Below are 12764 nucleotides of genomic sequence, written 5' to 3' on the forward strand. Positions count from 1 at the left end.
CATAACGGGAAGGAAAAAGAACGCCCGGCCTCAGCCGGTCGCGGCCTGCAGCAGGCCGCTGCCCAGCCAGTCGTGCGCATCGACCACGCCCGGCAGGGTGAAGAAGAAACCGCCGCCGATGGGCTTGATGTATTCCTCCAGCGGCTCGCCATCCAGCCGGCGCTGCACGGTCAGGAAGCCCTGCTCCAGGTCGGCCTGGTAGCAGATGAACAACAGGCCCATTTCCAGCTGACCCGACTTGGTCACGCCATTGGAGTAGTTGAACGGCCGGCGCAGGATCAGGTTGGCATCGCTGGCCGGCGTGCGCGGATTGGCAAGGCGGATATGCGCATCCATCGGTGTGCGCTTGCCTTCCGCGTCGCGCGTGTAATCGGGCACGTCGTGCTCGCTGCGGCCGCCGTCCAGCGGCGCGCCGCTGTCCTTGTGGCGGCCCATGATCGCTTCCTGCTCCTGCAGTGGCGTGCGGTCCCAGCGTTCGACGAAGTTGCGGATGATGCGCACGGCCTGGTAGCTGCCGTTGCGCGCCCACGCTGGTTCGTCATGGTTTTCGCCCACCCAGACGATGTGCTGCATCAGCTTGGCGTTGGCCGAATCCGGATTGGCCGAGCCGTCGCGGAAACCCAGGAAATTGCGCGCGCTTTCCGGCGGCTTGCCCGGCGCGGCGGCAATCGGCGGCACCGTGCCTTCCTGCTTCCACTGCAGCACCAGCAGGTCCGGCGTGTTCTTGATGATGTCGCGCAGCGCGTGGATGTTGGTGTCCGGCGTGTTGGCGCAGAACTGGATGGACAGGTCGCCATGGCACAGCGCCTCGTCCAGGGCATCGTTGGGATGCGACTTCATCTGCTGCAGGCGGCGCGGCTTGAGCGCGGCCAGGCCATAGCGTTCGTCGAACAGCGAATCGCCGACCGACACGGTCACGGTCAGCGCATCGGGCTGCACGACCGGGCCGACGATGCCTGAACCCGGCGGCGGCAGTTTCGGGTCCAGCAGCGGCTGCACGCCGCCCTGGGTCAAAAAGGCGATGCGCCCGGTCAGCGTGCGGAACAGGCGTTCCAGGTCCTGGCGCGTTTCGGCCAGCACGAAGAACGAGGCCAGCATGCCGGCGGTCGGACGCGGCGTGGTGACGCCGGCCTGGTGCACGCCCAGGAACGGCAAATGCTGGCCGGTGCTGTCGCTGCGCGGCGCATCGGCCACCTGCGCATCGGCGGGCGCGGCCTTGGTGGAAGCGGCAGCAGGCAGCGCCGCCAGCGCGGCACCCGCCGCGCCCAGGCCCTGCAGCAGGCGGCGGCGACGCCCCGACTGCGGCACTTCAGCATCATCGGAAGGACCGCGGCTCATTCCAGGCCCAACGCCGCGTTGACCTTGCCCAGCTCGTCTGCCAGCGCACGGATCGGCGCAGCCAGCGCGGTGCGTTGCGCGGCATCCAGCGGGGCCTCGCGGAAGCCATCGCCTTCGCGGTACGGCGCCAATGCGGCATCGAACGCGGCGAAGCGTTCGGCCAGGGTCTTGTCCAGCGCCGGATTGCTCTTGGCCAGCAGCGGCTGCAGCAGTTCCTGGATCCTGCGCGTGCCTTCCAGCGTGCCCTGCAGGTTGGCCAGCTCGGCGCGGCCGTCCTGGTCTTCGCCAGCGGCCGGCAGGTTGTCGGCCACGCGGCGCAGTAGCCGGCTGGCCGATGCCGCCAGGCGCTCCGGCGGCACGTTGAGTGCATCCAGGCGCTGGGCCAGCGCACCGACATCGGCGACCAGCCGGGTGCTGGCGTCCCTGGCGGCGGCGACGTCCTGCTGCGCGTAGAGCGCATGTTCGATGCGATGGAAGCCGCTGAACGCCGGATCGGCCTCGCGTTTTTCGTAGTAATCGGCGCGTGCGTTCAGGCGCGTGTCCAGATCGGCGAACAGCTCGGCCATCGGCTCGATGCGCTTGTACGACTGGTGCGCCTGCACGTACCGGGCCCTGGCCTGGGCCAGGTCGCCGGCCTGGATCGCCGCATCCAGGTTGACGGCCGCGTCCTGCAGCGTGCCCGACTCCATCACCAGGAACACGCGGTATTCGGCCAGTGCGCCCACGTAGTTGACCAGCGACGGGCGTGCGTCTTCGGCATCGGATGCGGCCGACGGGGTGACGCGCAGCTTGCCGCGCGGATTGCTCAACAGGCCGCAGGTGATGTCGAACTCGCCCGGCGACAGCTTGGCCGTCATGATCTGCGAGAAGCCCGGCGCGATGTTCTCGCGCTCTTCGACCACCATCACGCCATCCAGGATTTCCCACTCCAGCGCGCGCTGGGAATTGTTGACGATGGTGAAGGTGGTGCGCCCGGCCGGCACGGTGATGTCGTTGGGCTGGCAGGTGTTGCCCTCGATGGTGACGGTGACCGCGTTGCCGGCCGCCCTGGGCGTCTTGTGGGCCACGCCGGAGGCGTACCAGAACGCCGCCACGCCGGCGATGACCAGCAAGGCCGAGGCGGCCACCGCCAACAGCATGAGGCGGGAGGATCCGGACTGGGCGTGCGTCTTCATGGCGTGGTCTTCAACGGGAAGTGGAAAGCGCGGACACGGGTGCGGCGGGCCGCAGGAACAGGATCACGGTGATGACCAGGAACAGCAGGTAGACGATGACTTCGCCCAGCACCGGCGCGGCCTGGTAACCGAGCAGGCCCGACAGCACCGCACCGACCGGACTGTCCATCGGCAACGCGTGGCTCGTGTCGAACACCACCTGCTGCAGGTGGTTCCAGATGCCGCCTTCATGGAACTTGCGCAGTACGCCTGCCAGCAGCCCGGCGGCCACCAGCAGGATGAACAGCCCGGTCAGGCGGAAGAACCGGCGCAGGTCCAGGCGCACGCCACCGGAGTACAGGCCGTAACCCACCACCACCGACACCAGGATGCCGGCCAGCGCGCCGACCGGCGCTTCCCAGCCGCGGCTCTGCTGGAAGATCGCCAGCAGGAAGAACACCGACTCCAGGCCTTCGCGCGCCACCGCCAGGAACACCATGGCGATCAGCGCCCAGCCCTGTCCGTCGCCGCTGCTGAGTGCCTTGTCAATCGAGGCATGCAGGCTGCCCTTGATGCTGCGCGCGGTCTTGCGCATCCAGAACACCATGGACGTCAGCATCAGCACGGCAATCAGACCGACCACGCCTTCGAACAGCTCCTGCTGTTTCTGCGGAAACTCGGCAGCCATCAGCTGCAACCCCGCACCAGCGAACAGCGACAGCGCCGTGGCCAGCAATACACCGACCCACACCGCCGGCATCAGCGCTCCGCGACCGCTCTGTTTGAGATAGCTGGCCACGATGCCGACGATCAGCGCGGCCTCGATACCCTCGCGAAGCATGATCAGGAAAGGTACAAGCATCCGGCGACTTCACACCTGTAGCGACGAGCTGAATCGTCAATTGATAACCATTATCATTTTCGATACAGAAAAGATCAACTGCTGCACTGCTTGCGGGCCTATACATAGCCTCCGCAGCGCTTACGCGCCTATACCTTCAGATAGTCACGCTGACCGGGCGAGTGATAGATCTTGCGTCCGCTGCTGGAGATGTTGCCCTTGATCGCGCAGCCTGACTTGGGCGGCAACACCTGTGCCGCCTTGCTCTCGGAAGCTGTGCGCTTTGCCCGACGGTAGGCAGCCGGCTCTGGAAGGCGCCTTGCCACAGGTTGGCCTTGGCGCGCTTCGCCGAAGTCTCTTGGGAAACATACGCCGTCGAGTACTCACGATAGGCAACCGCCCAACCTGACCGGTGACCTCACACACAAAAAATCGGACACTCCCATGTCGGCGGCATTTGCGCCGTGCATGCGCCCAGCACGCCAGCTCGGTTACGCCCAGGGCGAAGCTGTGCCTTGTAGCCGGCGTAGTCGCACCATCAAGGCACCGCGCCAGTCCCCGAGGAAGTCACGTACATTCTGGCCCCTGCGGCTGGCCTGGAACTGGAACACCCCCCGTGGCGGGTCGGCACCGACTGGGCGCGCAGCTGCGGCAACAGAGCCGGTGCTACATGGGTCGCTTGCGCTGTCCTTGCACCCTTGACTTACGCCTTCACTGCTCTCTACTGAACGAAATCTAAAGCCATAGCCATTTAAGTACATTTGCGAGTACTCAAACAACACAAAATCAATAATTTACCATTTAATTCAATTAATTACCACAAACTTTAGCGTCCTCTCCTGGCACCAGATACAGCATTAACGTGGTAAAGAAAAACCTGCTTCGGCGGAATTTTTTTGGTTCTTCTCCCAACTGAGGGGGGAGAGGCTCACTAGCCCCCGCCAAGGCCGCCCGGATTGGATCAAGGCAGGTCTTCGGCCTGTCCGCCGGAGGCGACCACCTCGATGCCGGCACGGCTTGGAATTGCAGATATTCACCGCCGGTCTGAACGCGAGGAGCGCATACCGACGACTGCCACCAAGGCTGCTGCGGCATAAGCGCCGCCCGAAACGATCGCGACGATCCGCATTGCCGCGGGCAAGTGCGGCTCCAGTGTTGCTGCCGCGCTCGCGGCGGCGACGCCGAGCAGACTGCCGGCCTGTCGCAGCGCGTTCAACAAGCCCGAAGCGACGCCCGATGCAGTATCGGGAACCTGTTCGAGAACGGTCGAGATCATCGGCGGCACCGACAGCGCCGTGCCCACCCCGAACACGGCGAAGGCGACGATGATCGCTGGCCACCACGCATGGCCGACCAGCAACTCCGCAATCAGCGGCGCCGACAGGGCCGCGAAGCCCAATCCTCCGGTAATGAGCACTCTTGACGACCACCGCCCCTGAAGCCTGCCCGCAAGCACGTTGCCGACCGTCAGGCTGACGACGACAGGCAGAAGCGCAAATCCGGTCTCGCGGGCATCCAGCCCGTAGCTGCCGTGCAGATACAGGCTCAGGATGAACAGCAGTCCGAAATAGCCGATATAGACCAGGCAGCCGACAAGGTTGGCGGCGACGAAGGCCGAATTGCGGAACCAGGCGAGCGGCACCATCGGATCACGTATCCTGCGCTCGACGGTCACCCAGACCGCAGCGGCGGCAACCGCGGCAAGCCCGGCAAGCCAAACTGCGGGGGCGGACATCCCCTGTTGAGGCAATTCGATCGCCGCAAAGCAGAGCGCGCCGAGCATTGCCGCACTGGAGATCTGGCCGCCCCAGTCGAACCGTTTGGCGGCGCGCGATGGCTGCGGGCGAACGATGCGCGCCGTCAGCCCGAACACGATCGCGCCGGCAGGCACGTTGACGAAGAACACACTCCGCCAGCCGAAGCCGTCGATCAGCAATCCGCCGACGACAGGGCCAACGGCCGCCGCGACGGACGCAATGCCCGCCCACGTGGCGATCGCGCGGGCGCGCTCATCCGGATCGTCGAATGTGCCTCTTACAATCGCCAGAGACGCAGGCAGGAACAGCGCCGCTCCCATTCCCTGTACAAGCCTTGCTGCCACCAGCAGCGGAACCGAGTCGGCCACGCCGCATAAGGCCGAGGCGCCGACGAAGAACCCCAGCCCGGTCAGATAGACGGTCTTCGCACCGAAGCGATCCGCAAGAATGCCGCCAGCCAGGATCAGCGCCGCCATGCTCAGCGTGTAGGCGTCGACGATCCACGCGAGGCCACCGATCTTCGCGCCAAGGTCGGCGCGCATCGCTGGCAGCGCGACGTTGACGATCGTGGAGTCCAGCACCGCCATGAACATGCCGCCGGCGACAAGTCCGAGCGTTAGTCCACGGCGCCTCGCGGCACCAGCCTCGTCTTCGGTATATCGATCGATTGTTTCGCAACTCGTCATGGGACACCTCCGGGACGGGACCTATCCTACGGATTGGCAACGATGCACAAAAGAAGTATGTATGCTTTTCTATGATGCAAAAATTCATCATGTCCCCGCTGCCACGCCGGACCCATCGCCCATGATGAATTGGGACAATGCCCGTTTCTTCCTCGCCATCGCACGCGCCGGCACGCTGCGCGGCGCGGCCAGGCATCTGAAGGTCGACCAGGCGACCGTGGGCCGGCGGCTGGCAGCCCTGGAGGACGAACTCGGCGCGCGGCTGTTCCTACGCACCCCGTCGCTCTATGTGCTGACGCCAGCCGGCGAAGCGCTCATCGAGCCGGCGGAGGCGATCGAACGATCCGTGGCGCAGATCGAGCGGCGGGTGATGGGCCTGGACGAGCGGCTGGTCGGTTCGATCCGGGTAGCGACGACCGACTCGCTGGGCAGGCACTTCGTCATTCCCGCGATCGCCCGGATGCGCGCCGAGCATCCCGGCATCGACGTCGTCTGCCTGGCCTCGCAGGACCTCGCCAACCTGACCCGTCGCGAAGCGGACGTCGCCATCCGGACCGTCCGTCCTGAAGCGCCCGATCTGATCGTGCGACGCCTGGGCACGCTTCAAACCGGAATCTATGCCTCTCGCGCCTATCTCGCTGCACGCGGCACGCCGGAGTCCGGCGGTGGGTTCGAGGGCCATGACCTCGTCCTGTATCGACATCCGGTCGCCCCGACGCTGCCCTCGGCGTTGTGTGGGGAGCCGGCGACCGGCGGTCAGGGGATGTTCCAGACCTCGTCGACCGTCATGCTCGTCGACGCAACGGTCGCCGGCCTCGGCGTAGCGGAGCTGCCATGCTATCGCGCTGACTTCGAGGTCGACCTGGTGCGGATCATGCCGCAGTGTTCCGCCGACTTCGACGTCTGGCTCGTTGCACACGCCGACCTCGACAAGACGGCGAGGATTCAGGCGCTGATGAGCGCATTGGTCGAGCAGTTCGCGCGTTCAAGGGCATAGCCTGATTTTCACAAAGACCTCCCAGGTCCCATTTGGTACAGCGCCGCCATGTGGCCGATCGCCTGCTGTGCGATCAGACTCCCGCTGGCCTTGTGCAGGTCGACGAACTTGCGCCGCGCATGTGCCCAGCAGCCCAGTTCGGTGACGCCATCGGCGAACAGCGCCTTGTAGCCGGCGTAGTCGTCGACCATCAGGGCGCCGCGCCAGTGGCCCAGGAACCTAGCCGCATGTTTGCCGCTGCGGCTGGTGCAGAAGTCGAACACGATGATCGGCGCGTCCGCGGTCGTGCGATACGCGAACAGATACGCACGTTTGGTCTTGCCGGCACCCGGATCGAGCATCGCCACCGGTGTCTCGTCGGCATGCAGCACCGCGTGGCTCTGAAGCTCGGCGCGCAACGCATTGACCAGCGGCTGCAGGGCGACGCCGGCAGCGCCCATCCACTCGGCCATGCTGCTGCGGCTGATCGCCACGCCGCGGCGCGCCAGGATCGCTTCTTGCCGATACAGCGGCAGGTGATCGACGTACTTGCTGATCGCCACCTGCGCGATCAGGGCCGCCGCCGCTTTGGCGGCGGGCGTGCCGCCTTCGCTTCGGCCGGCAGCCTCGGGCGTGAAGCGCCTCAAGCGCCGCCTCCACCGCCGCGATGTCGGCGCTGAGCGCCTCGTCGAACAAGGCGCGCTGGGCCGGATCCATCTGCTCGGTGCGCGCGGCGAACTGGACCCGGCGCAGACGCTTGATCTCGGCGGTCAGGGCGGCGATCGCGCTGTCCTTGTAGGCGATGGCGCGATCGCGTGCTGCGATCTCGACGATCTGCTCGGCCACCATCCCGCGCAGCACGTCGACATCAGTAATCGCAGCGAGTGACGACCGACTACCGTGCGGCCTGCCGAGGAAATAGGGTCGCATCGACTCCCAAGTCTCGGCGACTTCTGCCCACTGCCAACACGGTGTCTCCTTATCTAGGAGCAAGGGCATAGCAATGGACAACGGAATCATCCCATCCATGCCAAGAGACTTTTCCCAGTTGCACTTGACGAGTATGGGAGTGGCGTTCGGGTTGTATAGCTGCACATCCAGCTTTTCCGCCGTAATCGTGGCGATGGGGTGGTAGGGAAATGCAGCAACCGAGTCAATAACGTCCTGACTGTCGCCATAAGGGCAAGTGATAAACCCCTTGGCGAAGAATCTGGTGTGGTCGAGACCTTTGTACCCGCACTGCTCGCTTGGCGTAGTCGTCGGGTGGCGGCTGTCGTGGTTGTAGACCAGCGGGTGCCAAGTGGGGTAGCTATCAACCACGGGGCCAAGCTCATCAATGATGTCCCGCAAGGCCTCTCTACTCCGCGCCCGCTACTGTGCCTCGTCAGCGTCCCGCGCTCGCGGGACCAGATAGGCCTCTACCTCCTCAAGTCCGATTCGTGCTGCTTTCGTCTGCTCTGAATGCCATGTTGCGCTCCGTGTCTGACCTGCCAACGCATGGTGAATCATGCTTTCGCATAAATAAAGCATTTGGTGAATCATGCTTTCGCATAAATAAAGCATTTTATGCGTAATACTTTTATATCATACATAACACCATGGCTTCACGACGCCGCAGACAAAGAAAAGCCCCGAAGCCTATCGGCTCGGGGCCCTTGTGTATGGCGGTGGGTCAGGGATTCGAACCCTGGAAGGGGTCACCCCCTTGCTAGTTTTCAAGACTAGTGCCTTCAACCGCTCGGCCAACCCACCATTTCTGCAATGTGCTTACGGGGCGCTTACTCGGTGCAGTGAGAGCCTCGCGTCATATCCGCTAACCCATTGCTCTAGAAGATATTTTAACTACACCCTCGCCGCCGGCACGCCGGTTTTCAAGACCGGTGCCTTAAACCGCTCGGCCATCTCTCCGATTGCAAGCAGATCGCGACGCGCCGTATCCACGCACGCAGAAATCCCTGCGCTTGCGGCCGTGACGTCATCCCGCGGCGTTGGCCGCGACGACATTGCCAGGCATCGCAACGCGCTGCAGCGCCTTGGACGCGGCGCATTTTCGCACGGCCGCGCCGGTTTTGCTCAACCGGCCTCGACCGCCATCGCGCCCAGGGTCGAGTGTTTGGCCTTGATCCGCTCCGGAAAGCCGCTGCAGTCCAGGCGCGAGGCCTCGATCTGGCGCGGCAGGTGCTCGGCGAGGAAGTCGATGAACACGCGCACCGCCGGCAGCAGGCCGCGGCGCGAAGCGAACACCGCGTGGCAGATGCCCTGCGGCAGCGACCATTCCGGCAGCACCACTTCCAGCTCGCCGTTGCGCACGGCATCGGCGCAGACCGTCTCCGGCAGCAAGGTGATGCCGAAGCCGTCCTTGACCATCGACTGCAGCAGCGGGAAGTCGAAGCCGGCCACGCGCGGCTGCAGGTCGACGCGGCGCACCTCGCCGGCCGGTCCGTGCAGTTCCCAGCGCTGCCGCGCCTCGTCCTCGCTGATGCTCAAGGTCACGTGCGACGCCAGTTCTTCCGGATCCTTGGGACGGCCGGCGCGGTCGAGATACTTGGGGCTGGCGACCAGCAGTTCCTGCACCTGGCCGAAGCTGCGCATCACCAGGCTGCCGTCGTCGTCCAGCCGCGAGCGCACCCGCAGCGCGACGTCGTAGCCTTCGTTGATGATGTCCACGCGGCGGTTGCTGATGTTCAACTGCAAGCGCACCTTCGGATACTGGTCGAGGAACATCGGCAGCAGCTTGGGCAATTGCATCTGCGCCAGCGACACCGGCACGCTGACCCGCACCAGGCCGCGCGGTTCGGCGCTGAGCCGGTCCACCACCTCGCGCGCGGCCTGCGCTTCGGCCAGCATCGTCTGCGCGTGGCGATGCACGCTCATGCCCAGGTCGGTGACCGCGAAGCGGCGCGTGGAACGCTGCAGCAGGCGCACCCCCAGATCGGTTTCCAGCTGGCTGATGCGGCGGCTCAGACGCGACTTGGGAATGCCCAGGGCACGCTCGGCCGCGGCGAAACCGCCGTGGTCGACCACCATCGCGAAGTAGTACAGGTCGTTGAGATCGTGCATGTTCTTTCGATATTTAGAACGATGAATGAAATCGCATTGGGTTCATTCTACTCCCACAACGATCCTGGCTGTGCAATCAGGCCATCGGCCGTCGCGCGTCCCAAGCGCCGGTCGCGGCGGCTGGTTCCAGCAGCGATGCAGCCACCTCCCGATTGGCGACAGGGACGATCCCATCAACGGCCCTGCCCCGGCTCGGCTTCGAGACCATGGCAAGCAGGCACTGAGTGAATCGAAGCGATTCCAGCACGCGACAGCGACGCCGTCTTGGTCGACGGTGCGCCGATGCCATCGACGAACACATCTGGTCGAATTGCCGGTCAGCCAAGTGCGGGGATGCCGGGTCGGACGGAAATCCTGCCTGGGAGTGGGCGATGCACAGCCAAGCCTGTCGCACAGCGGTCGTGAAGTCCCACAGATGCCGCCGGATACTTCCGCAAGACCGACAGCCGCGCCGCATCCGCGGAGCCCGAGGCTCACCCGATGCGGTCGAGGCCGCCCATGTACGCACGCAGTGCGTCGGGCACGTCGATCGAGCCGTCGGCGTTCTGGTAGTTCTCCATCACCGCGATCATCGCGCGGCCGACCGCGGTGCCGGAGCCGTTGAGCGTGTGCAGCAGTTCCGGCTTGCCGGTGGCAGGGTTGCGCCAGCGCGCCTGCATGCGCCGCGCCTGGAAGTCGCCGCAGTTGGAGCACGAGGAAATCTCACGGTAGGTCTGCTGCGACGGCAGCCAGACTTCCAGGTCGTAGGTCTTGGTCGCGGCGAAACCCATGTCGCCGGTGCATAGCAGCACCTTGCGGTACGGCAGCCCCAGCGTCTCCAGCACCACTTCGGCGCAGCGGGTCATGCGCTCGTGCTCGGCGGCGCTGTCCTCGGGCCGGCAAATGCTGACCAGTTCCACCTTCTCGAACTGGTGCTGGCGGATCATGCCGCGGGTGTCGCGGCCGCCGCTGCCGGCCTCGGAGCGGAAGCACAGCGAATGCGCGGTCATGCGCAGCGGCAGGCGCTCGGCCTCGACGATCTCGTCGCGGACCAGGTTGGTCAGCGAGATCTCCGACGTGGAGATCAGGTAGCGCTTCTGCTCGCCGAGCTGGGTGGCGAACATGTCCTCTTCGAACTTGGGCAACTGGCCGGTGCCGTACAGGCTGTCGGCGTTGACGATCACCGGCACGTTGGTTTCCTGGTATTCGTGCGGACCGGTATGCAGGTCGAGCATGAATTGCGCCAGCGCACGGTGCAGGCGCGCGATCGGTCCGCGCAGCACGGTGAAGCGCGCGCCCGACAGCTTGGCCGCGGTCTCGCCGTCCAGCCAGGCATGGCGCGCGCCCAGTTCCACATGGTCCTTGACCTCGAAATCGAAGGTGCGCGGCGTGCCCCAGCGCTGCACCTCGACGTTGTCGGCCTCGTCCTTGCCGGCCGGCACATCGGCCTGCGGCAGGTTGGGAATCTCCAGTGCCAGCGTCTCCAGCTGCGCACGGATCTCGTCCAGGCGCTGCTCGGAGGCCTTCAGTTCGTCGCCGAATCCGGCGACTTCGGCCATCAGTGCGGCCACGTCCTCGCCCTTGGCCTTGCCCTGGCCGATCGCCCTGGAACGGCTGTTGCGCAGGCTCTGCAATTCCTGGGTGCGTACCTGGATGCGCTTGCGGTCGGCCTCCAGGGCCTCCAGGGCGGCCACGTCCAGCGCATAGCCGCGGCTGGTGCGCAGGCGCTCGGCGAGGTCGGCGGGCTGTTGGCGGAGCAGGACGGGATCGAGCATGGGCACGGCACGTGGATGGATCGGAGCGGCGCATTATCGCCTGTCGGCCGCGCTTTTGCCGCAACGGCGCGGCGGCGCCGATCCGCGACGCGGCAAGCGCGACGCGCCCGATTAACCGCGGCCATGCCAGAATCCAGTGGTTCCCCAAGGTGAGTCCCATGTCCACGCCGCCTCCGCCCTCCAACACCGGCATCGTGCTGCGCCTGCCGCGACGCCTCCTCGCGATCGCCGGCATCGCCTTCTGCGCCGGGCTGCTGCTGTTCCTGGCGGTGTGGCTGGCCGGGCGCAAGGACAACGCCTTCTACAAGCCGCAGCCGGCGCAGGTGCAGCAGGATGCGGCGGAGATCAAACCGCTGCCCGAACCCCTGCCCGCCGGTAGCGGCGCCAGCGACATGCCGCAGGCCAAGCCGCCGGCAGCGGAGGATGCACCGAAACTGGTCGAGACCGCGCCGCCAGCCGCGCCCGCCGCCGCCGATGCCATGGCGCCGGCGCCCGACGGCACCGAAGGCGCTGCGGCGGCGACGAACGCCACCGCGCTGGCGCCGGGCGATCGTCCGGTGCCGCTGGAAGGGCAGCCGCCGCCACGCTATCCGCCGGCGGCCTTGCGGCGCGGCGACAGCGGCACGGTGGTGGTGCGGGTCGAGGTGGATGCCAGCGGCACCCCTGGCGGCGTGGCCCTGGTCAAGCGCAGCGGCTCGCGTGAACTGGACCGTGTCGCGATGGAAACCGTACGCCGCTGGCGCTTCCGGCCGGCGCAGCAGAAGGGCCAGGCGGTCGCCGGCAGCCTCGAGATCCCGTTCGATTTCAAGCCGACTCAGTAAGCTGAACCGTGTCGCGGCGCGCCTGTTTCGTTCACGGACGGCTGACACAGAAACAACGACCACAAGGCAAGACTGGTCGCGTCCCCGAGACGCTGGAGCACGACCATGTCCAGACCGCACGATACGCAGGAGCTGTATACGCGCAAGCGCGATGTCGAAAGGCGCCCGCATGCCCATCGCGGTTCGCCTTGGGCATGGATCGTCGTGATCGCGCTGGTGCTGGCGGCTAGCGGTTGGTGGATGAGCCGCGACCGCGGACTCGACGGCCCGACCAATGCCCCGGCACCGGCGACGCCGGCCAGCGATCCGCCACGCGCGCCGTAGCGGCGCGCTGCGTGGATCCGCACACACCGGCGGCAATCATCGGTGTAGCTACC

At 65.9% G+C, this 12764-nt stretch carries 10 protein-coding genes, 1 tRNA gene and 2 pseudogenes; 3 read left to right on the forward strand and 10 right to left on the reverse strand.

The window, feature by feature from the left end; all coding sequences use genetic code 11:
- Positions 1-30 precede the first annotated feature (30 nt).
- The 5 genes and pseudogenes from efeB to FZ025_RS01330 form a co-directional block, all read right to left on the reverse strand.
- Entirely contained in the window at positions 31-1338 is a 1308-nt protein-coding gene (gene efeB / locus FZ025_RS22135; protein ID WP_104558805.1) for an iron uptake transporter deferrochelatase/peroxidase subunit, read from the reverse strand.
- Positions 1335-2513 carry an iron uptake system protein EfeO gene (efeO, locus tag FZ025_RS01320; protein ID WP_046979585.1) on the reverse strand — a complete coding sequence of 393 codons (1179 nt, stop codon included), beginning with the start codon at positions 2511-2513 and terminating at the stop codon, positions 1335-1337. The genes efeB and efeO overlap by 4 nt, the downstream gene beginning before the upstream one ends.
- A 10-nt stretch (positions 2514-2523) precedes the next feature.
- Complete coding sequence (gene efeU / locus FZ025_RS01325) at positions 2524-3333, reverse strand: iron uptake transporter permease EfeU (RefSeq protein ID WP_208803716.1); 810 nt, start codon at positions 3331-3333, stop codon at positions 2524-2526.
- 155 nt (positions 3334-3488) lie between these two features.
- Positions 3489-3745, reverse strand: a pseudogene (locus tag FZ025_RS22765) (thermonuclease family protein); the annotation flags it as partial.
- Positions 3746-4366: 621 nt separating this feature from the next.
- Positions 4367-5776: an MFS transporter gene (locus FZ025_RS01330; RefSeq protein WP_046979587.1), complete on the reverse strand. Its 1410-nt coding sequence runs from the start codon at positions 5774-5776 to the stop codon at positions 4367-4369.
- A gap of 61 nt (positions 5777-5837) precedes the next feature.
- Between FZ025_RS01330 and FZ025_RS01335 the strand changes: the two genes are divergently transcribed.
- Positions 5838-6773, forward strand: a complete 936-nt coding sequence (locus tag FZ025_RS01335; RefSeq protein WP_208803717.1) for a LysR family transcriptional regulator — start codon at positions 5838-5840, stop codon at positions 6771-6773.
- Between the two features lie 8 nt (positions 6774-6781).
- Here the strand turns inward: FZ025_RS01335 and tnpC are convergent, their stop codons facing one another.
- From tnpC to serS, 5 genes and pseudogenes are all read right to left on the reverse strand, one after another.
- Entirely contained in the window at positions 6782-7315 is a 534-nt protein-coding gene (gene tnpC / locus FZ025_RS01340) for an IS66 family transposase (RefSeq protein WP_053057254.1), read from the reverse strand.
- A gap of 88 nt (positions 7316-7403) precedes the next feature.
- Positions 7404-7781 (reverse strand): annotated as a pseudogene (locus FZ025_RS22815) (transposase domain-containing protein); the annotation flags it as partial.
- A gap of 633 nt (positions 7782-8414) precedes the next feature.
- A tRNA-Ser gene (locus FZ025_RS01350) sits at positions 8415-8504 on the reverse strand.
- A 321-nt stretch (positions 8505-8825) separates the two neighbouring features.
- Positions 8826-9812 (reverse strand): LysR family transcriptional regulator, encoded by a 987-nt coding sequence (locus FZ025_RS01355; protein WP_046979588.1) that lies wholly within the window; start codon positions 9810-9812, stop codon positions 8826-8828.
- A gap of 473 nt (positions 9813-10285) precedes the next feature.
- Complete coding sequence (gene serS / locus FZ025_RS01360) at positions 10286-11566, reverse strand: serine--tRNA ligase (RefSeq protein WP_046979589.1); 1281 nt, start codon at positions 11564-11566, stop codon at positions 10286-10288.
- A gap of 158 nt (positions 11567-11724) precedes the next feature.
- On the opposite strand from serS, the gene FZ025_RS01365 reads away from it, so the two are divergent.
- Together FZ025_RS01365 and FZ025_RS01370 are read left to right on the forward strand one after the other, a co-directional pair.
- On the forward strand, positions 11725-12387 hold the full coding sequence (locus FZ025_RS01365; protein ID WP_046979590.1) for an energy transducer TonB: 663 nt from the start codon (positions 11725-11727) through the stop codon (positions 12385-12387).
- Between the two features lie 105 nt (positions 12388-12492).
- Positions 12493-12711, forward strand: coding sequence for a hypothetical protein (locus tag FZ025_RS01370; protein WP_046979591.1), 219 nt, complete (start codon positions 12493-12495; stop codon positions 12709-12711).
- The last annotated feature ends 53 nt before the right edge of the window (positions 12712-12764 follow it).

Source organism: Xanthomonas hyacinthi, assembly GCF_009769165.1.
Taxonomy (GTDB): Bacteria; Pseudomonadota; Gammaproteobacteria; order Xanthomonadales; family Xanthomonadaceae; genus Xanthomonas_A; species Xanthomonas_A hyacinthi.